The following is a 20,494-nucleotide window of genomic DNA, read 5'->3' as shown; positions in this document are numbered from 1 at the left end:
GCATGACCATCTGGAATTTGGGGTCTATTAACGCCGATCATACCTACCGCGTCGATAAGCTGCCCGTTGCCGGAGAGACGTTGGCCTCTCGGTCGTTGACTGTTGGGCTGGGCGGCAAGGGCGCAAACATGTCTGTGGCTGCGGCGCGCGCTGCGGCGCGTGTTTGTCATATCGGTGCTGTGGGTGAGGACGGTACAAAATGGCGCGACCGACTTTTGGAGTATGGCGTGGATACGCGGTTTATTGCGGTCGCGGATGAACCAACGGCCCACGCGATTATCACTGTTGATGATGATGGCGAGAACCAAATCATACTCTATTCAGGCGCAAATGGGGTTATTCCCGAAAATCTGATTGGCTCTGCGCTGAGTGAGGCGAATGCCGGTGATATTTTCGTAACGCAGAACGAAACCAATGGTCAGTATGAAGCGGCTAAAATTGCAAAAGAACTTGCTCTGCGGGTGATGTATGCTGCCGCGCCGTTTTCGGCCGACGCAATTATGGTGCTTGATGGGCTGATCGATATTCTTGTGTTGAACGAGGTTGAGGCAGACCAGCTCCAAGATGCGACTGGCAAAGATGTGTCCGAGTTGGGCATTGCACAGGTGCTGATCACCAAGGGTGCAGATGGCGTTACAGTTTATGACAATGGCACAAGGCTTGATGTGCCTGCGGTCAAAGTTGTTGCAGTTGATACTACAGGGGCGGGTGATACTTTTACTGGGTACTTTGTGGCTGGGCTTGATCGTGGTTTTGGTCTGGAACAGTCCCTGAATTTAGCCGTTCAAGCCGCTGCGATCATGGTGACACGTCATGGTACTGCTGATGTGATACCCGACCTTAAAGATGTGCAGGATGCAAAATTATGAATGAGCACGTAACAACCCACCAAGCCGAAGAAGACGCCCGAAATGAAGCGCTTTTGATCTATTTGAACGATCGTGTTGTGCCAAAAGTCGAGGCTGTGGTTAGCGTTTACGACAGCGGCTTTATGCTGGGCGATGGTGTTTGGGAGGGGTTGCGTCTTTATAATGGTGTTTGGGCTTTTCTGGATGAGCATTTGGACCGTCTGTTTGAGGCCGCAAAAGCGATTGATCTAGATATCGGCAAAACCCGGAAAGAAGTGCGAACTGCGCTGGAACAGACCCGCATTGCTAATGAGATGACCACGAACGCCCACGCGCGGCTTATGGTGACAAGGGGTCCAAAGACGCGGCCATTTCAGCATCCAAGTCTAAGTCAAAGTGGTCCGACATTCGTGATTGTTATGGAGCACTCACAACCCAAAATTCCGCGACCAATCAAGCTGGCGACCGTGCCTCATCTACGAGGCTTGCCAATGACCCAAGATCCAAAATTGAACTCGCACAGCAAACTGAACTGTATTCTTGCGTGTATCGCTGCTGAAAAAGCTGGAGCTGACGAAGGGTTGATGTTGGATGTTAATGGCTTTGTGAACACGACTAACGCGTGCAACTTTTTTATTGTCCGTAAGGGTGCGGTTTGGACTAGCACGGGCGATTACTGCATGAACGGCATTACGCGGCAGAAGGTGATTGATCTGTGTCGCGCTAGCGAAATTCCCGTATTTGAACGCAATTACTCACTTGTTGATACTTATGGCGCGGATGAAGCGTTTTTGACGGGTACATTCGGCGCGCAAACTCCTGTTAGTCACATTGACGGGCGCCAGATTGGTACAGGTGGGATGGGGCCTATGACCATGCGCTTGCGTGAGCTTTATAAGAAATTGGTCGATCAACAATGACGCGTATCGCCATGTGGTCAGGTCCACGCAACCTGTCGACGGCTATGATGTATGCGTTTGGAAACCGGTCCGATTGCATCGCGATTGATGAGCCGTTGTATGCCGCCTATTTGGCGCAAACAGGTTTGGTTCACCCGATGCAGGATGCAATATTGGCAAGCCAGCCAACAAACGCGCAGGACGCGCTTATGGCGCTGACCAAACCTCAAACGTTGCAGTATGAAAAGCATATGACACATCATATGTTGCCGACGTTTTCACGTGACTGGCTTGGCGATGTGAAGAATGCCTTTCTAATTCGACATCCAGCGCGGGTGATTGCCAGCTATCAGGCGAAACGGGAAAGCCCCACGTTTGACGACCTTGGGTTTGCGCAGCAGCTTGAGTTGTTTGAGACGTTTGGCGGCGTGGTGATTGATAGTGCAGATATTCGTGCTGATCCGCGGCAAATGCTTGGTAAACTTTGTGATGCGCTGGGCATTCCGTTTGACGAGGCGATGCTTTCGTGGCCGTGCGGCCCCAAGGATTTTGATGGTGTTTGGGCGGAGCACTGGTACGGCGCTGTGCACAATAGTACCGGATTTTCTGGTGCTGAGGGCCCATTGCCCGAAGTCACAAAAGAAAACGCGCCCCTGTTGGAGCGCGCTTTGCCAATTTACGAGACACTGTCAAAGCACTGCCTCAAACCTGATTGATATGTCTTACTTGAGACGACGGTCGCGCGCAGCGAGAAGTTTCAAGCGAAGTGCATTCAGTTGAATGAAGCCTGCTGCATCTTTTTGATCGTAAGCGCCTGCGTCATCTTCGAATGTGACGTGTGCTTCAGAGTAAAGCGAGTGATCAGACCAGCGTGCGACTGTGCGCACAGAGCCTTTGTAAAGCTTCAGCTTAACAGTTCCGGTTACGTGACGCTGCGAGTGGTCGATTGCAGCTTGAAGCATCTCACGCTCTGGGCTGAACCAGAAACCATTGTAGATCAGTTCTGCGTAGCGTGGCATCAGCTCGTCTTTGAGGTGCGCTTCGCCACGGTCCAGCGTGATCTGCTCAATGCCGCGGTGTGCTTCAAGCAGGACAGTTCCGCCCGGTGTTTCATAGATACCGCGTGACTTCATGCCCACAAAACGGCCCTCAACCAGATCAAGGCGACCAACACCGTTGCGGCCACCTATTGTGTTCAATTCGGTCAGCACTTCGGCAGGCGACATTGCTTTGCCGTCGATGCTTACTGCGTCACCTTTTTCAAAGCCGATCTCGATGAATTCAGCTGTGTTCGGTGCGTCTTCTGGGTGGACCGTGCGTTGGTAGACATAATCGGGTGCTTCAACGGCCGGGTCTTCCAGAACCTTGCCCTCAGACGAGGTGTGCAAAAGGTTTGCGTCAACGCTGAATGGTGCTTCGCCGCGCTTGTCTTTTGCGATTGGGATTTGGTTTTTCTCAGCAAAGTCGATCAGTTTGGTGCGGCTGGATAAGTCCCACTCACGCCATGGAGCGATGACTTTGATGTCAGGGTTTAGCGCGTATGCAGCCAGCTCGAAGCGAACTTGGTCATTGCCCTTGCCGGTTGCGCCGTGCGCAATCGCGTCTGCGCCAGTTTCTTCCGCAATTTCTACAAGGCGCTTTGAGATCAGTGGCCGCGCAATTGAGGTGCCGAGCAGGTAAAGACCTTCGTAAACGGCATTGGCACGGAACATCGGGAAAACGAAATCCCGAACAAATTCTTCACGGACGTCTTCAATGTAGATGTCAGAAGCGCCCATCATTTCCGCTTTGGCGCGCGCTGGCTCAAGTTCTTCGCCCTGACCCAAATCCGCAGTGAAAGTCACCACTTCGCAGCCATATTCTGTCTGCAGCCACTTCAAGATGATGGATGTGTCGAGGCCACCTGAATAGGCAAGGACGACTTTTTTGGGTGCAGACATTGGCGTTCTCCTGATCACGTATGGCGGCGGGATAATCCGTTTTGTTACCTGCGGCAAGGGATGCTGCTTTCTGAAACATTGTTCTGTGATAGGGTGGCGAGACCAGAGGGAACGCACATGACCGATTTTGTACAAAGAGCCAAAGCATCCGAGACAGAAATGCGCGCCTTGTTCGAGGCATCGCCGCTTCAAAGAAATGCGCACCTTAGCGAAATGTACGATGCTGATATCTGGTTAAAGCGAGAAGATCTGACACCTGTGCGCAGTTACAAAATTCGCGGTGCATTTAATGCGATGCGCAAGTGTTTGGCGCAGACCCCGGATCAGCAGTTGTTTGTGGCCGCGAGTGCGGGAAATCACGCCCAGGGCGTTGCTTATGTATGTAAGCATTTCGGGCGACGCGGCGTCATATTTATGCCTGTAACAACGCCGCAGCAGAAGATTGATAAAACACGTATTTTCGGTGGGGATGCGATCGAGATTGTGTTGGTTGGTGACTATTTCGACAGTACTTTGGCTGCCGCGCGCGCTTATTGTGATGAACAGGGTGCGCATTTTCTATCACCCTTTGATGACCCCGATGTGATTGAGGGGCAGGCGTCAGTTGCAGTTGAGATGATGCAACAGCTTGGTGCTGCGCCTGACGTGATCGTCTTACCTGTGGGCGGCGGCGGTCTTTCATCGGGCGTGACTGCTTACATGGCCAGTCAGGGGTCTGATGCTGATTTGTACTTGGTTGAACCCGAAGGTGGAGCAAACCTAACGGCAGCGCTTGAGGCGGGTGTGCCGGTTGCGCTGGATCATGTTGATACTTTTGTTGATGGTGCGGCGGTTGGGCAAATCGGCGATGCAACCTTTGATGTTCTAAAGAACACACCGCTGGATCGCGTCATTAGAATTGCCGAGGACCGTATTTGTACAACTATGTTGGATATGTTGAATACCGAAGGTGTCGTACTCGAACCTGCGGGCGCGTTGGCGCTTGATGCACTTAAAGACATTTCGAACGATATTCGGGGCAAACGGGTGGTTTGTATCGCTTCGGGCGGCAATTTCGATTTCGAAAGGCTACCGGAAGTGAAAGAGCGGGCGCAGCGATCAGCTGGTTTGAAGAAGTACTACATTCTTCGGATGCCCCAACGACCTGGCGCCTTGAAAGATTTCCTTCACATGCTGGGACCCAGTGACGACATTGCACGGTTTGAGTACCTCAAGAAGTCAGCGCGCAACTTTGGGTCTGTTTTGATTGGTATCGAAACCACTGATCCATCCAGCTTCACACGTCTTACGGATTTGATGGAGCAGGGTGGTTTTGGCTATCGCGACATCACCAACGATGGTGCGCTAGCCGAATTCCTGATTTAGGCGCTTGGCACTAAGGTTGGTTAGAAACACATCAATCGTGCTGTCATAGGCCTGTCGCAAGGTAGCAACGTGAGCAACATCTTCGGGCTGTTGTTCGATCTGTTTTGCGGCTTCAACCACATCGGACATGCCGAAGTTAACCGCACTTCCGCGAATACCGTGCGCAATTTTAGAGCGCTCAGCATCTGTTTTGCTGCCCTCAAGCGCGCCAAGAAGCTCGCGCGTTTCAATGTCAAAAATTTTAACGACTTCATCAAATATCTCGTCGCCGACATCGCTTTGCAATGCCCTGACTTGCGCCCAATCAATCATTTTGTTCCCCCGGTATTACACCAGATATCGGCAAAGAGTTTTAATTTAACATGACTGAAATCGAGGAAATCTTAACTTAATCTTCAAGCCTTCGTGACACGCGTGTCAGATGATTTTGGAACAGCCAGAAAACGCCAGGAATGTAGCCAAACGCGTGTTGGTTGCTGATGATAGCGCCCTTCAAAGACGCATCTTATCAAAAATTCTAGAGGCACGTGGCTATCATGTAACTCAGGCGACGGATGGCGCAGAGGCGCTTGAGATGTGCCGCAGCGCGCAGTTTGACGTGATCATCAGTGATTGGATGATGCCGCAACTAACAGGGCCAGAGTTTTGCCAAAAATTTCGCGCTATGGAAGACGGAACCTACACGTATTTTGTGCTGCTCACCACCAAGGGTGATGCGGCAGATATTGCGTTTGGGCTTGAAGCAGGCGCGGATGATTTCCTGACAAAGCCTGTGGACGGTTCTGAACTTCAGGCGAGGTTGGGTGCAGGCCACCGGATTGTTGAAATGCAACGTGAGCTATTTATCCGAAACGCTGAGATCGCTGGTGCGTTGGGCGAGATTCAGCGCCTATATGATATTTTAGACCGTGATTTACAGCAGGCAAAAACGCTTCAAATGTCGCTGTTGCCAGAGCCAAATGTAACCTTTGGTCGTGCCAGCATTTCGTTGGGCTTGCGGTCCAGCGGCCACGTCGGTGGCGATCTGGTTGGCTACTTCAAGATTAACGAAAATCAGGTGGGTCTGTTTGGTCTTGATGTGTCGGGTCATGGCGTATCAAGCGCGTTGATGACGGCGCGCCTTGCGGGGTATCTCTCGGCTGGTGATCCCGTACAAAACGTCGCCATTGATAACCAAGCGGGCAGGTCCGCGGCCGTTTCTCCGGAACGGGTTGTCCGACGTCTCAATGACATGATGTTTTCAGAAATTGCGACAGAACATTATTTCACCATTCTTTATGGGGTGATTAATACTGAAACGGGAGATTTTTCATTTTGCCAAGCAGGCCATCCGCACCCAATCCTGCAGCGAAGTGCGGGCTCGGCGCAGCGCCTTGGCGCTGGTGGATTGCCGGTAGGATTGATCGAGGGCGCGTCATATGAATTGTCTCATGTTCAACTTTATGCCGGTGATCGGGTCTTTATTGGGTCAGACGGGATCACCGAGGCGCTGAACAAAAAAGGTGAGATGTTCGCAGAACATGGGCTTTGCGAGTTGCTAGAGCGAAGCCGCTCTCTTTGTGGCGACCGCCTCTTGGAGAGGGTCGTTGATGAGGTCACGCGGTTTACTGGCTCAAATGACCTTGAAGATGATTTGTCGGCTATTTCGTTGGGGTTCAGAGCTGCTCAATAAGGCTACTCAAAAACATCCGGTCACCATCATTACCTAATGCGTCAACTGCCTCGCTCATTGGCATCCAGACCGCATGGTGGCCTTTTTCAATAGGCTCACTCAATTTCAAAACAGGTGTTCCCACGTAAATGGAACACAGCTTTTCGGCCCAAAGATCGTACTCGGGCATAAACGTGAAGCGACGAAAGGCGCCTAGCTTTCGAAGATTAGCAGCACGCCAGCCGGTTTCCTCAAAGATTTCACGGTGCAGGGCGGGGATTGGATGTTCGCCGACCTCAACGCCGCCGCCAGGCAGTTGAAATTCAGGTTCTGGCCGTTCTTGAAAGGTCAGAAGTATGTCGCTTCCACGTCGCAAAATAGCGTAGGCTCCGGGGCGATGAACGTAGCGCTGACCGGCCTTTGGTGTCTCTCCAATTCGCATCATCATGGCGCTGCCCCTTTTTTGCGTGCTTTACGTGCCTATATTGCCACGATATGTCGCCACGACCCGGCTTAGGAAATCACATGTCGAACACATCGAAAATCGCTTGGGACGACACTGTCCTACCGTTCCAACTTGATCAATCGGATATTCGAGGCCGCGTTGCGCGTCTTGATGGGGTGTTAGATCACGTTTTGGCGCAACATGATTATCCACCGCTGATTGAGGCGCTGGTGGCGGAAATGTCCCTGTTAACGGCGCTAATCGGTCAAACGATCGCGCTGCGGTGGAAGCTGTCTTTGCAGGTGCGCGGCAACGGTCCGGTGCGTTTGATCGCGACGGATTACTACGGCCCCACTGATGACGGGCAGCCCGCACGCATCAGGGCCTATGCCAGCTATGACAAAGACGCGATCGATCTGAACGGCGATGGGTACGACCAAATCGGTAATGGTTATTTTGCGATCTTGATTGATCAAGGCAAAGGCACCCAGCCCTATCAGGGCATCACACCAATTGCGGGTGGCTCGCTGTCAGCTTGTGCAGAGGCGTATTTTGCTCAATCCGAGCAACTGCCAACGCGCTTTGCGCTTACTTTCGGCCGCTCCACAATTGCGGATGAACAGGAAAGCTGGCGCGCGGGCGGCGTGATGTTACAGCACATGCCCAAGGCGTCGCCTTTGATGGCAAAGAAAGATGCGCCAGACGGATCTGGTGAGGCATTGGTCACAGCTTCTGATCTTCTGGAGGACGATGCGGCGGAAAACTGGACGCGCGCTAATGTGCTGCTTGATACTGTCGAGGAGCTTGAGTTGATCGGCCCCTCCGTATCGCCAACAGATTTGTTGCTGCGGCTGTTCCACGAGGAAGAGCCCCGCGTGTATGAAGCCCAGCCCGTTCGCTTTGGATGCACATGTTCTGAGGAGCGCGTAAAGCAAAGCCTATCAATTTATTCTGCCTCAGACATTGGTCACATGACCACCGACGAGGGGTTGGTTGAGGCCGATTGCCAGTTCTGCGGCGCACACTACGAAATGGACCCAAAGACAGTTGGATTCGAGGCAGAAGGTGCCTCTGACTGATCTAAGATCTCAAATGTTGGGGTTCCTTGCGACTGCGCAGGGGGCCTCATCCGATTTTGATCTAAACCCTGACTTGCCCTACCCAACGAGCAAGACGCGCCCTGCGGGAGTGCTTGTTTTGATACGTGAAACTGCGGGTGCGCAGGAAGTTTTGCTGACCAAGCGTTCTGCCAAGCTGCGCCATCACCCGGGCCAGATTGCGTTCCCTGGTGGCAAGCAAGACCCCGAAGACGCGGATGTCATTGAAACCGCCTTGCGTGAGGCGCGTGAGGAAGTTGGGTTGCCTGACGGTGTGGTGGACGTGCTTGGCACGCTGCCGACACACATAACCGTCACCAGCTTCGACGTGACACCTGTTGTTGCTTTGTTGAAAGAACCTTTTGAGGTGGTCTGCGAAGCTGGCGAAGTGGACGAAGCTTTCTGGGTGCCGCTTGATCATCTTTTGGATGCAGGCAGGTATGCGGTGCAGTCGCGCCGCTGGTCCGGTACGTGGCGGTCTTATTATACGGTACCCTTTGGCCCTTATTATATTTGGGGGGCCACGGCGCGCATGCTAAGAACGCTCGCGGAGGCGGCGCAATGACACAATTTGACTGGCTGCAAGCAAAAGCACCGCAGACTGTTTTGGCCCTACTCAATGCCGATGGCGGCGCGGGGTATGTCGTGGGCGGGTGTGTGCGAAACGCGTTGATGGGGCGTGCCATAACCGACTTGGATATGGCTACGTCCCTTGTTCCAACCGAAGTAATTGCTCGCGCAGAAGCAGCAGGCCTTCGCGTTATTCCGACGGGTATTGAGCATGGCACAGTCACTGTTGTGGCACATGGCTCTCCGTTTGAAGTGACTACATTCAGAAGTGATGTTGAGACGGATGGCCGGCACGCAAAAGTAGCGTTTTCTACATCAATCATTGAAGATGCTAAGCGGCGCGATTTTACAATGAATGCGTTGTACGCCAACCAAAGTGGTGAGGTGATTGATCCGTTAAACGGTCTGCCTGACCTTCATGCGGGCCTTGTCAGGTTTATTGGTGACGCGGATGATCGCGTTGCCGAGGACTACTTGCGCATTCTGCGGTTTTTTAGATTTCAGGCTTGGTACGGTAGTTTTGAGCTTGGGCTTGATGCGGATGCTCTGGCAGCCTGTGCTGGTGGTATCGAAGGGTTGGGGCAAATCGCCCGTGAGCGTATTGGCGCTGAAATGGTTAAGCTTATGACCGCGCCTGACCCAAGCCTTGCCGTGTCTGCAATGGCGCAAACTGGGGTTCTGAATGCCGTTGTTGAAGGCGGGTTCACGAATATATTGTCGGTTTTTGTACATCTGAGCGCAGATTTGGCTGTTGACCCAATGGCGCGACTTGCTGCTGTCACAGGTGATGTTTCGACGTTGCGGTTAAGTAACGCACAGCAGAAACGATTTGCGATTTACCGTGCTGAGATGGGATCAATGACCGCGGCTGCTGCATTGGGTCATGAACATGGATTTGAGGTTGGTGCGCTGTGCCTTGCCTTGCGCGCTGCGATGTTTGAGCAACCATTGAATGGGCTAAATGACGTTCGCCGTGGGGTAGAGGCAGTTTTCCCTTTGGTTGCTGCTGACCTTATGCCGGCGTATTCGGGCGCTAAGTTGGGCGCGGCCCTTCGGGATGCAAAAGACCGATGGATTGCATCTGATTTTGCACTGACAAAAGATGACTTAATTGAAGGGCTGGAAAATGGCTGAAGTGACGATTGAACGGCTTGGCCATAAAGGTGACGGGATTGCAGCGGGACCGATATTCGTACCGCGCACCTTGCCAGGGGAGGTGGTGAAGGGCGATATCGACGGTCAGATCATGGCAAAGCCGGCAATTCAGACGCCCTCTGACCACCGCATCAAAGCACCTTGTTCACATTACAACAGCTGCGGTGGTTGCAGTTTACAGCACGCCCATGATGATTTTGTGTCCAATTGGAAGAAAGAAGTTGTTCAATCGGCGCTTGCCTCACGCGGGATTGAGCGTGTGGTGGATGCCATTCATACCAGTCCAGCACAAAGCCGTCGGCGCGCTAAGCTGACGGGTAAGCGGACAAAGTCAGGTGCGCTTGTGGGCTTTCATGGCCGCGCGTCTCATACTGTTTTGGCGGTGCCCAATTGTAAAATCCTTCATCCTGAGTTGTTGAGCCTCATTCCCGTGTTGGAGCAGCTGACAGTTGAGTATGGCTCTCGCAAGGGGGAGGTTGAGTTTACCGCCACCGTTACCAATACGGGCATTGATCTGGATGTTGCCGGTGCAAAGCCCGCTGGCCCGCAAGAGCAAGCGGCGTTGGCACAACTGACGGTTCAGCACGGGGTTGTGCGCCTGACATGGAACGGTGAGTTGTTGGCGATGGAAACACCGCCGCAATTGACGATGGGAAAAGCGGCGGTTTCGCCACCGTCCGGCGCGTTTTTGCAAGCCACGGAACACGGTCAGTTGGCGCTTGAAGCGTTCATCATCAATAATATCGTAGGTGCTGCAAAAGTTGCAGATTTGTTTGCAGGTTGCGGCACATTCAGCCTGCCAATGGCGGCTCATGCGGCTGTTCACGCGGTTGAAGGTGAAGCCGATATGATTGATGCGTTGGCCAAAGGTTGGCGCATGGCCAGTGGCCTTCATTCGGTCACCACAGAGGCGCGTGATTTGTTTAGACGGCCACTGATGCCGGATGAGTTGCGCAAATTTGATGTCGTTGTGCTTGACCCGCCGCGCGCCGGTGCTGAGGCGCAGGTTCAAGAGATTATCGAAAGTGAGGTGCGTAAGGTTGTGATGATTTCATGCAGCCCCGTAACCTTCGCCCGCGATGTAGAGGCGTTGATGAAAGCTGGATTTTCTTTGGAAAAACTGGAGGTTGTGGATCAATTCAGGTGGTCTCATCACGTTGAAGTCGCAAGCGTCCTTACGCGGTAAATTTGCATCACTCTGACCGTGCGCAACATTTTAGTAGAAATCTGACACCAAAAGATATATTGCTCGTATCAATAGTTAAGCGGCGCCAAAAGCCGTAACTTTTGAGGCGGAGTAGTAACCATGTCAGCGATTAGGTTCGTTGTCCGTGATGGCACGGGCAATTTACAGCGCGGAACCGTTCTGGAGAACGGCGATACCGCAGCTCTCAATATCGGCAGCAGCCAAGATATTTCACTGAATTTAAGGCGATCCGAAGTTGCTAGCTTTGACCGGCAAGGGAGTGACTTGGTTGTTACATTGACGGACGGCAGCGTTCTTACGCTTGGCGGATACTTCGTTGAGGCAGGCGCCGTTTCTAATCAACTGTTTCTAGGCGACGATGGCTTCCTCACAGAGGTGCAGATTTCCGAGCAAGGTGGGGATCTGATTTCAGCATATTATTCCGAGGCAGAAGCCTTTGGAAAGTGGAGTGCTGATGACGCACTTTTCTTCACACGCGGTGACAACGTCGATTTTGCAATTGCCGATGCAATCGTAACAGAGCCGGAGGCGGGTATGCTTGGTACCGCCCTTCTGACGGGTCTTGGTGGGATCGGCGCGACTGGTGCTGGTGCTGCGGTGGCTGGCGGCGCCGCGCTGTTGGTCGGTGGTGGCGGAGGAGGTGGTGGAGACAACACGCCACCTGACGCCTCAATTACAGCGGGCACAGTCTCTGTTGGGCATACGGTCAATGCGGTTGATCATGGCGACGGCGTTGATGTTTCCGGCGTTGGTGAGCCTGGTGCAGCGCTTCAGGTTACGGTTGACGGCAACACCCGCGAGACAATTGTGGCTGAGAACGGCACATGGACCGTCACATATGAGGAAGGTGTTCTGGAGGGCGGTGAGTATACGCTACCAGTTTCCATCTTGGCTACGGATGAAGCAGGTAACACTGCAACCTCAACGGACACCCTTCATATTGACACCTTGGCGCACGTCACGCTTGAGACTGAGACAGTTGAGCAAGATGGTGTCGTAAGCGCTGCAGAAGCCAATGACGGCATTACCATCACTGGAACGACTGAGATTGGCTCAACAGTTTCAGTGCAAATGGGTTCTGTGACGCACATGGCGACTGTTGCCGATGACGGTACATGGACTGCTGTTTTTGCCGCGTCAGAAATTCCCGCTGGCGAGTATGAAGCAACCGTGGTCGCGACGGCTACCGACCCATACGGAAATACTGCATCAACCACATCCACATTGGATATTGATACGATCACATCTGTGGCGATCACATCGACTCAGGTTGAGGGTGAGAATGTAGTTAACGGTGCTGAGCGGAACGATGGCGTTGTACTGACTGGTACTGCCGCGCCCGGATCAAGCGTGAGTGTGGCGATTGGTGATGCAACCTACGATGCCCCTGTAGCGAACGATGGCACCTGGAGCGTAACATACCCCGCAACCGACTTCCCCAACGGTGAGTATGAGTTGACGGCAATCGCGACAGCTACTGACGCGGTCGGTAACGTGGTAACTGCAAGCCATACGTTTGACGTGGATACATATGTAAACGACCTCACCAAAACAGGTGGTCCCGTTGGTGGTGATGGTGTCATCAACATTGCTGAGGCCGCGGAAGGCGTTTCCCTGACTGGGACGGTTGAGCCTGGATCAACGGTTCAGGTGACGCTTGGCGCAGTCACTTTGCCTGCAGTTGTACAGCCGAATGGCGATTGGTCTGTGGCTTTCAATGGTGCACAGATCCCTACCGGTGAAACACCTACAACACTGACGATTGATGCAACTGATGCGGCTCAAAATACGACTTCAATTAGCGAGACTGTTCAGATTGACCGTGATGCGGGTTTCCTGACGTTGAGTGCGGATCCAATCGAAGGCGATGACGTCATCAACTTTAACGAGGCCAGTGACGGTGTGGTGCTGCATGGCACCGCCACACCTGGGGCTGTTGTGAATGTTACCCTCGGCGGGGTTGAGCACACGGCTGTTTCAGATGTGAACGGCAATTGGACCACGACATATCTGCCAACCGAAGTAGCCGGTGGAACGTACCCGTCCTCTATCACTGCCACCACAACTGACAGCGCTGGCAATACTTTGTCTGTGGCTGACAGTGTGCGCGTTGATACGGTGGTTGATAATCTGGGCATCCAGCAACCAATCGAAGGTGATAACATCATCAGCCAGTCTGACGCAGCAAACGGAGTTCTGATCTCTGGCACGTCCGAAGTTGGATCAACTGTGGTTGTTGCGTTTGGCACATCGTCTCTTACCACGGTTGCAGACGGTAACGGTAATTGGAACGTGACTTTCCCCGCGTCTGCTGTTCCCGCCGCCGAGATCGCCTCTACGGCTGTTACAGCTACTGCCACTGATCTTGCTGGCAACGTACGCGATGTATCTGCCAACGTGCGCATCGATACGATCGTTAGCAACATGTCCATTTCCGGCACTGCGGTTGAGGGCGACAATGCTGTTAACGCAAGTGAATATTCAGACGGTGTTGTGCTGAACGGCACGACTGAAATTGGCTCAACTGTGTCCGTCGCCATTAACGGTGTGTCGCAACAGGCAACTGTTGCACCAAACGGCGATTGGAGCATTTCGTTTGATCCCGCCACTTTGCCCCTTGGTGATTATACTGCGAACGTTGTCGTTACAGCGACTGATGCAGTTGGCAACGTGAAGTCGCTTAACACGTCGTTTGATGTAGACACGCAGGCACCCGATGCGCCTTTGATCCGGTCATTTGATAAAGATGCTCGTGACGGTGTTGTTGAAATTGGTACCGAGACCACAACTGACACGTTTACCATTACTGAAATTACCGCAGGCGGTAGCGCCAATAATGTGACATTTACTCAAACCGAGAACACATTGCGTGACCGGACAGACTTTGAGTTTACTCACGGTGTGCCGGATGGCTCACAGTTGGTGGTTACGGCGGATGATGCATCAGGAAATTCAAATTCAACGTTGTTTGTGTTGGACGATGTTGCGACCGATATTGTGGATCTCAATGTGGCTGCACTTGGCCAATTTGATATCGGTTCTATCAATCTGTCGCTGGCTGAGGACTCACAACTCACGATTACAGCCGATGATCTTGAAAGCCTATCTTCAAATTCCAACACAGTGCGCATCAACGGCGGCAGTGACGATACGGTCAACATCCAAGGCGCCGTTCGTGCGAACACAACCGAGACAATCAATGGCCAAACCTTTGATGTGTATTCTCTCGGTAACGAGGGTGGCAGCCTCGTTATTAACGAAGACATTAACGTTATTATCTAAACCCGTGACGGGCGCAGTGATTACTTGATCTGCGCCCTTTCGGGGCAAGGTTTACGAGTGCGTGGAGACTAAGTGGTGACTTTCAACATCCCCAAAAGACCAATAATCGCGGCAGGTATTGCCGTGGTTGTGTTGTCTGGATGTGTGAACCCGCTTCCCGAAGTCACACGTGGAACCAAAGCGTTGTTTTCACCTAAAACTAATAGCGCTGATGCGGCGCAATCGTCATCAAGTAAGATCATCACAACGCTTCAATCGCGCCAGAGTGTTCTGCCAAAAAACAGCCCGTTTTCTGAGATCAGCGATGGTGTGCTGGCAGCAAATGCACGCACAGCCGAGGCTGAGCTGCGTGCGGCCAAATTACGGTCGCAGGCGCGCTCCAAGAATTGGCTACCCACGATTGGTCCGTCTGTATCGCTGACATCTTTGGGTGGTGTTGTGGCAAGTCTGCTGGTCGAACAGGTTCTTTTCGATAATGGAAAGAAAAAGGCCGAACGCGCGTTTGCTGCTGCTGATGTTGAGGTCGCTGCAGTAAATTTGGCGATAGATACCAATAACCGCGTTTACACAGGTCTCGATCTATATCTGACCGCACAAAGTGCCAAAGCCCGCGCGCGTGTGGGCAAATCTGCGGTAGAGCGGATGGTGAAATTTGAGTGGGTGATGAGCGAACGGGTGCGTGGTGGTGTGTCAAACCGCGCTGATCTTCAGGTCATTCAACAAAAAGCAGCCGAGATCCGCTCTGCCTATGCGCAGGATGTCGAGGAGGCGAACACTGCTTTAGCTGAACTTGCCGCAATGTCTGCAACCTCTATCCATGATGTGATGGGTATCTCCGATATTCCGGTTCTGAACGATAGTGCCGAGCCGCTGTTGGTCATGCGCGCGCATGCCGAGAAAGACCGCGCAATTGCCGAGGCCACCGCGGCCCGTGCTGGTTTGTTGCCGGGGCTGACGCTTAGTGGTTCTGTCGGCAGTGACGGGTCGCGCGGCGCAGGTGTTTCAGCTGGGGCTGAAAATGGGATCGGCTTTGGGTTGGGTTCTGATCTGAAGGCAATTGATGCACAGCGGGACGCGGCGAAGCGACAAGTTGCCCAAGCCGTAGAGGATAGCAACCGCCGCCTCGCCAAGCTTGAGCAACAGCTCATCTCGGTTCAGCGTCAGCAATCACAGAGCCAGTCTTTGCTAGATGGTGCGAATGCGAACCTTGATTTGTTTGAGCAGCAATATGATGCGGGTCAGCGGCCCGTGATGGATGTGATCAACGTTTACGAGGCGAAAATCCGCAGTGAGCGGGCACACGTTACCCATCAATTCGAGGTCGCTCGCATTCAATTGGAAATCGCCAAAGAACTTGGTTTGTTGGCAGACGGAGAAGAGATTTGACCGGACCTGTTCTTGCCTTTGATATCAACGCCCGAAAAGACGGTAAGCTGCAAAAAGTGACCCGCAGCACCAAAGCGGATGCGCAGACAGAGCCTACGCCCAATATTGATGTCACGCCCGCTGTTGATCCCTTTGCAGAGAAACTGAGATCACGGGCGCAGCTTGCAAGTGTTTATGCGGGTATTTTGGGCGTGGAGGCAGTTACCTCTGACGTTCTTGAGGCGATGGTTTCAGATGCAGATCATAATACTGGCGAAGTAACGGCAGGCGATATGGCGCGCGGGCTAAAGCAGGCGGGCCTCACCACTGAGGTGGCGACTGTGAATGTCTGTACGGCAGATCACTGGCCAGCCATTGCAATGATGACGAGCGGCCAGTTTGTTTTGGTGCTGCAGCAAAGCCAAGATACTCTAACGATTTACGACATCACATGTTCAGACAATCGCGCAGAGGTCCCTCTAGAGGAGTTTGAAAGCGTCTTTACAGGCATCATTGTGCGCGGTGAGGTGCGCCTTCAACAGCTTGCCACGAAGCATGCTGCTAAGTCTGCGCGCGCGCATTGGTTCTGGGGCGAATTTCCAAAATATAAGCGTCAACTAATTGAGGTTGGCGTGGGCTCTTTCGTGGCAAATATCTTGGCCGTGTCAGTCGCGCTGTTTTCGCTTCAGGTGTATGACCGCGTCATTCCCCATCAATCCACGGCAACGCTTTGGGTGCTTTTTGTTGGCGCTGGCTTGGCGCTTTTGATGGAAGCATTTCTAAAGATTGCACGGGCGCGACTGCTTGATTCAGCGGGCCGTCAGATTGAGCTTTCAGTTCAAAATGTGCTGATGCAGCGCGTGTTGGGTATGAAAGCCGGTAAGGGCGCGTCCCCTTCATCTCTTTACAATGCCATGCGCGAGTTCGGTTCTGTTCGCGAGTTTTTTACAGCCTCAACCATTGGCAGCCTGACGGATATTCCGTTTGTATTTGTTTTTCTTGCGCTGGTTTGGTCGATCGCAGGTGACTTGGTTTGGGTCCTTGTTGCCGGTGGCGCATTGATGGTGATCCCCGGGTTCTTCTTTCAGAAACGCATGATCAAGCTGACGCAAGAGACACAAGGCGCTAGCGCCAAGGCAAGCCGGTTATTGCACGAAGCGATTTACGAAGCGGACACCGTAAAAGCACAGCGCGGCGAAGAGCGTTTCCGCCGCGTCTGGACCGAGTTGATGACGCTTTCTAGCTTGAAATCATCAGAGCAACGCAAGCTGGCAAGTACGCTCACTTTTTGGAGCCAAGGCGTACAGCAAGCGACTTATGTCGCGGCGGTCGTGGTCGGCACGTATATGGTTTTTGCCGGACAGTTCACAGTTGGGTCCATCATTGCTGTTGGTATTCTCACAAGCCGTACACTTGCACCCCTTACTCAATTTGCAGGCACTATGGCGCGTTGGACAAACGTGAAAGCTGCTCTGGATGGTCTTGATGACGTGGCTGACGCAGAGCAGGAACTTAACGAGGATAGAACATACCTTCGCCGTGAAATGATGGAGGGTACGTTTGAGTTGCGCGACCTGAAATTCCAGTACGATGTAGACGGCGCGCCAACACTTGATGTGGCTGCAGTGAAAATCCTGCCGGGACAGACTGTGGCGGTGTTAGGAAGCAACGGTTCTGGGAAGTCGACTTTGCTTAAGTTGATTTCAGGGCTCTATGCGCCCACTGACGGTCGGGTTCTTTTGGACGGTGTGGACATGAACCAAGTGCACCCCAAGGATATCCGTCGCAATGTGGGTTACCTGTCTCAGGATGTGCGGCTTTTCGCAGGAACACTGCGCGATAACCTGAACTTGAACATGCTTGAGCGTGACGATGACCGCTTAATGCAGGCGCTTGAGTTTGCGGGGCTTGGAGAACATGTCAAAAACCACCCCAAGGGTTTGGATCTGGTGATCCACGATGGGGGTGAGGGCCTTTCGATTGGCCAGCGTCAGTCCATCGGCTGGGCGCGGATTTGGCTGCAAGATCCCAAAATTGTGCTGCTCGACGAGCCGACAGCTGCGCTTGATCAAGGACTTGAGGGTGCACTTGTTGAACGGCTGAAGGGCTGGCTTACAGGGCGCACCGCGATCATTGCCACACACAGGGTTCCGATCCTTGCGCTTACAGAGCGGACTTTGATTTTGCAGCATGGTCGCCTCACGGTTGATGGGCCACGCGAACAAGTTCTTAACCATCTTGCTCAAACCAAAAAGAAGGTAAGCTGATGGCAACTATTGACGCAGATTTGAACGAAACAATGCGTGGGCCAAGCATTATCATCTGGCTCGTTGCAGCAACATTGGCGGTGTTCATTGGCTGGGCCGCGTTTGCGTGGATTGATGAGATTGTGCGCGCGGATGGTGAGGTCGTCAGCAGTTCGCGTCCTCAGATCATTCAGAACCTTGAAGGCGGCATCCTGTCAGAGATGCTGGTGAGCCAAGGCGATACGGTTCAGCCGGGGCAAGTGCTTGCCACACTTTATGCTACGCGGTTTCAAACGGCGGTCGATGATCTGCAAGAACAGATTGACGCGCTTGAGGTTCGCCGTCTGCGCCTTGAGGCAGAAGTTGCTGGCGCGTTTGATTTTGACGTTGCTGCTGATCTTGCTGCGCGGCAGCCTGAGATGGTCGCCTCCGAGCAAGCGCTTTTGAACGCCAGGCAAAGCGATTATGTCAGCCGAACCCAAGGCGCGCGAAACGTGTTAGCGCAGGCCGCTAAGGAACGTGAGCTACTCGAGAATTTGCTTGAACGTAAAATCGTCTCTTTGATTGAAGTTACCCGCGCCCGCAAAGCCCACGGTGACGCCGAGATCAAATACAATGAAATCGTTACGCAAGCTGAGCTGGAGCGCGCTGGGCAGTATTCAGACACATTGAAAGAAATTGCGACGTTGCGGCAAAACTTGAAAGTTGCCCAAGATCAACTGGAACGAACGATCATTAAGTCCCCAATGCGTGGCGTGGTGAATAACCTCAGCATTACGACGATCGGTGGCGTTGTGCGGCCTGGCGAGGAGATATTTCAGATCATCCCACTTGATGAAGAGTTGTTCGTTGAGGCGCGCGTGCGGCCCGAGGACATCGCCAACATCAAGCGGGGGCAAGACGCGACCATAAAGCTTTCTGCCTATGACTACACGATCTATGGAAGTCTGAAGGGGCAGGTTCAGTTTATCTCGGCGGACACGTTTAAGGATGACAGAAAGCCAGACGGTGATCCGCATTACAAAGTGACGCTTCAGGTTGATCTTGCTAATCTGAACGACCGGCAAGCATACATTGAGATCCGGCCCGGGATGCAGGCGCAAGTAGAGCTTCATACGGGCGAAAAGACTGTGTTGCAGTATCTTTTGAAGCCTTTGTATAAATCGCGTGAGGCGTTTCGCGAGCCATAGGCCGTAGTCAGTAATGTCTTTGTGATAGTAGCGTTTTGCAGTAAATGTGCCGAAAGACAGTGAAAAACTGAGGGCAGGTATTGATGCAACGGCGAACACTTCTCCTTGGGCTTATGGGCCTTGGGCTTGCGGGATGCGGTCTTATGGGCGCGCCTAAAGCCTACCGCGGTCCTAAGGTTACTCAGATTACGGTGTCAAAATCACGCCGCAAAATGTGGCTGATGCAAAATAAGCGCATTCTGCGCCGCTATAATATTGGTCTTGGGTTTGCGCCCGAAGGTCATAAAAAGGCCGAAGGTGATGGTCGGACACCTGAGGGGACGTACTTCATCGACCGACGCAATCCCAATAGTGCGTATCATCTGTCTCTGGGTATTTCATATCCGAATGCAAACGACATGGCTGTCGCCAAGGCAGCAGGGGTTGAACCGGGTGGGGACATTTTCATCCATGGTCGCGGCCCGCGCTTTCAAAGGGCGCGAGGGGATTGGACATGGGGATGTATAGCCGTAACAGATCGTGAGATGACGGAAATCTACTCAATGGTCCAAACTGGAACGCCAATTGTGATTTTACCCTAAGGGCAGCGGCTCTTGGGGTGTTGCGGCAGCCTCACCTAAAACCAACGTCCACCAGATTTTGCCATTTGGTTCCTGAAACCACGCAAAACCCATTTCAGTTGCATCGGTATTCAGAATAACACGGCGTGTGCCTTCTTCTTCCATCCATGCGGCCAATGTCTCTAGCTCGGTCTCATAAGTTTCCGAGATTGCCTCACCTATGAATGCACCAGAGTATCCAGCGCGTGCGACGCGGTCTAATGGGGACGACCCGTCAGAGCCAAAGTGCCACGGTCGGTTTTGCACCGACATATCGCGCGCATGCGTGGCTGCTGCTGCCGTCAACTCAGCGCTCAATTCGATTGGTCCTGCCCCGGACGCTTGGCGCAGTGCATTTACTGAATCCAGCGTGCGGAACTGGATTTTGGCAGTATCGCGTTCGCGGATTTTATAGAGTTTTGGCCGAGGCTTTCCATCGATTGCCAGCTGTCCTGACGTAATCGGGGTACAAGCCGCTAATGAAAGCGCAACTGTCAGCGAAAGAAGAATGGGACGGATCATATCAATTAAAACCTCAAACCTTTCCCAACCTGTAAACCAACACCGTTGTAGATCAAACCCAGATTGGAAAAATCGTGGCGATCTAACGCTTGTTTGATTTGCTAGTGCGGCTT

At 52.9% G+C, this 20,494-nt stretch carries 18 protein-coding genes; 14 read left to right on the top strand and 4 right to left on the bottom strand.

Translation table 11 applies throughout. The features are described from left to right. Nucleotides 1-2: 2 nt before the first annotated feature. From NeNHUV3_RS07920 to NeNHUV3_RS07910, 3 genes are read left to right on the top strand one after another with little or no spacing between them, the layout of a single operon-like run. Nucleotides 3-869 (top strand): ribokinase, encoded by an 867-nt coding sequence (locus tag NeNHUV3_RS07920; RefSeq protein WP_391480788.1) that lies wholly within the window; start codon nt 3-5, stop codon nt 867-869. Then, entirely contained in the window at nt 866-1,768 is a 903-nt protein-coding gene (locus tag NeNHUV3_RS07915) for an aminotransferase class IV (protein WP_391480787.1), read from the top strand. The genes NeNHUV3_RS07920 and NeNHUV3_RS07915 overlap by 4 nt, the downstream gene beginning before the upstream one ends. Then, nucleotides 1,765-2,463 (top strand): HAD family hydrolase, encoded by a 699-nt coding sequence (locus tag NeNHUV3_RS07910; protein ID WP_391480786.1) that lies wholly within the window; start codon nt 1,765-1,767, stop codon nt 2,461-2,463. Before NeNHUV3_RS07915 ends, NeNHUV3_RS07910 begins: the two co-directional genes overlap by 4 nt. Nucleotides 2,464-2,469: 6 nt before the next feature. Here NeNHUV3_RS07910 and NeNHUV3_RS07905 read toward each other — a convergent pair whose 3' ends face one another. Next, nucleotides 2,470-3,687, bottom strand: a complete 1,218-nt coding sequence (locus tag NeNHUV3_RS07905; RefSeq protein WP_391480784.1) for an argininosuccinate synthase — start codon at nt 3,685-3,687, stop codon at nt 2,470-2,472. A gap of 117 nt (nt 3,688-3,804) precedes the next feature. Here NeNHUV3_RS07905 and ilvA point away from each other — a divergent pair, with 117 nt between their 5' ends. Next, nucleotides 3,805-5,052 (top strand): threonine ammonia-lyase IlvA, encoded by a 1,248-nt coding sequence (ilvA, locus tag NeNHUV3_RS07900; RefSeq protein ID WP_391480783.1) that lies wholly within the window; start codon nt 3,805-3,807, stop codon nt 5,050-5,052. Here ilvA and NeNHUV3_RS07895 read toward each other — a convergent pair. Continuing rightward, nucleotides 5,032-5,364: an Hpt domain-containing protein gene (locus NeNHUV3_RS07895; protein ID WP_391480782.1), complete on the bottom strand. Its 333-nt coding sequence runs from the start codon at nt 5,362-5,364 to the stop codon at nt 5,032-5,034. The two genes, ilvA and NeNHUV3_RS07895, sit on opposite strands and share 21 nt — an antisense overlap. Nucleotides 5,365-5,473: 109 nt before the next feature. On the opposite strand from NeNHUV3_RS07895, the gene NeNHUV3_RS07890 reads away from it, so the two are divergent. After that, a complete protein-coding gene (locus tag NeNHUV3_RS07890; RefSeq protein WP_391480781.1) occupies nt 5,474-6,724 on the top strand; it encodes a PP2C family protein-serine/threonine phosphatase in 1,251 nt (416 codons plus the stop codon). Here the strand turns inward: NeNHUV3_RS07890 and NeNHUV3_RS07885 are convergent. Continuing rightward, complete coding sequence (locus NeNHUV3_RS07885) at nt 6,708-7,151, bottom strand: NUDIX hydrolase (protein WP_391480779.1); 444 nt, start codon at nt 7,149-7,151, stop codon at nt 6,708-6,710. The genes NeNHUV3_RS07890 and NeNHUV3_RS07885 overlap by 17 nt on opposite strands. 77 nt (nt 7,152-7,228) lie before the next feature. Between NeNHUV3_RS07885 and NeNHUV3_RS07880 the strand changes: the two genes are divergently transcribed. From NeNHUV3_RS07880 to NeNHUV3_RS07840, 9 genes are all read left to right on the top strand, one after another. Further along, on the top strand, nt 7,229-8,227 hold the full coding sequence (locus NeNHUV3_RS07880) for an Hsp33 family molecular chaperone HslO (RefSeq protein ID WP_048598541.1): 999 nt from the start codon (nt 7,229-7,231) through the stop codon (nt 8,225-8,227). 13 nt (nt 8,228-8,240) lie between these two features. Further along, the gene (locus NeNHUV3_RS07875; protein ID WP_391480777.1) at nt 8,241-8,810 is read left to right on the top strand and encodes a CoA pyrophosphatase; all 570 of its coding nucleotides are present in this window, start codon (nt 8,241-8,243) and stop codon (nt 8,808-8,810) included. Further along, a complete protein-coding gene (locus tag NeNHUV3_RS07870; protein ID WP_391480776.1) occupies nt 8,807-9,949 on the top strand; it encodes a CCA tRNA nucleotidyltransferase in 1,143 nt (380 codons plus the stop codon). The genes NeNHUV3_RS07875 and NeNHUV3_RS07870 overlap by 4 nt, the downstream gene beginning before the upstream one ends. Further along, on the top strand, nt 9,942-11,156 hold the full coding sequence (locus NeNHUV3_RS07865) for a class I SAM-dependent RNA methyltransferase (protein ID WP_391480774.1): 1,215 nt from the start codon (nt 9,942-9,944) through the stop codon (nt 11,154-11,156). Before NeNHUV3_RS07870 ends, NeNHUV3_RS07865 begins: the two co-directional genes overlap by 8 nt. Before the next feature lie 120 nt (nt 11,157-11,276). Beyond that, nucleotides 11,277-14,459 carry an Ig-like domain-containing protein gene (locus NeNHUV3_RS07860; protein ID WP_391480773.1) on the top strand — a complete coding sequence of 1,061 codons (3,183 nt, stop codon included), beginning with the start codon at nt 11,277-11,279 and terminating at the stop codon, nt 14,457-14,459. 75 nt (nt 14,460-14,534) lie between these two features. Then, on the top strand, nt 14,535-15,845 hold the full coding sequence (locus tag NeNHUV3_RS07855) for a TolC family protein (protein WP_391480771.1): 1,311 nt from the start codon (nt 14,535-14,537) through the stop codon (nt 15,843-15,845). Then, a complete protein-coding gene (locus NeNHUV3_RS07850; protein WP_391480769.1) occupies nt 15,842-18,091 on the top strand; it encodes an ATP-binding cassette domain-containing protein in 2,250 nt (749 codons plus the stop codon). Before NeNHUV3_RS07855 ends, NeNHUV3_RS07850 begins: the two co-directional genes overlap by 4 nt. Next, nucleotides 18,091-19,260: an HlyD family type I secretion periplasmic adaptor subunit gene (locus tag NeNHUV3_RS07845; RefSeq protein ID WP_391480768.1), complete on the top strand. Its 1,170-nt coding sequence runs from the start codon at nt 18,091-18,093 to the stop codon at nt 19,258-19,260. Before NeNHUV3_RS07850 ends, NeNHUV3_RS07845 begins: the two co-directional genes overlap by 1 nt. 83 nt (nt 19,261-19,343) lie before the next feature. Beyond that, nucleotides 19,344-19,841 (top strand): murein L,D-transpeptidase family protein, encoded by a 498-nt coding sequence (locus NeNHUV3_RS07840; protein ID WP_391480766.1) that lies wholly within the window; start codon nt 19,344-19,346, stop codon nt 19,839-19,841. Here NeNHUV3_RS07840 and NeNHUV3_RS07835 read toward each other — a convergent pair. Then, nucleotides 19,833-20,381, bottom strand: coding sequence for a CAP domain-containing protein (locus NeNHUV3_RS07835; RefSeq protein ID WP_391480765.1), 549 nt, complete (start codon nt 20,379-20,381; stop codon nt 19,833-19,835). The genes NeNHUV3_RS07840 and NeNHUV3_RS07835 overlap by 9 nt on opposite strands. Nucleotides 20,382-20,494 lie beyond the last annotated feature (113 nt).

Source organism: Nereida sp. NH-UV-3 (assembly GCF_042939535.1).
Classification (GTDB): Bacteria; Pseudomonadota; Alphaproteobacteria; order Rhodobacterales; family Rhodobacteraceae; genus Nereida; species Nereida ignava.
The sequence above is the reverse complement of the archived record's forward strand: the minus strand, read 5'-3'. Positions and strand labels throughout refer to the sequence as shown.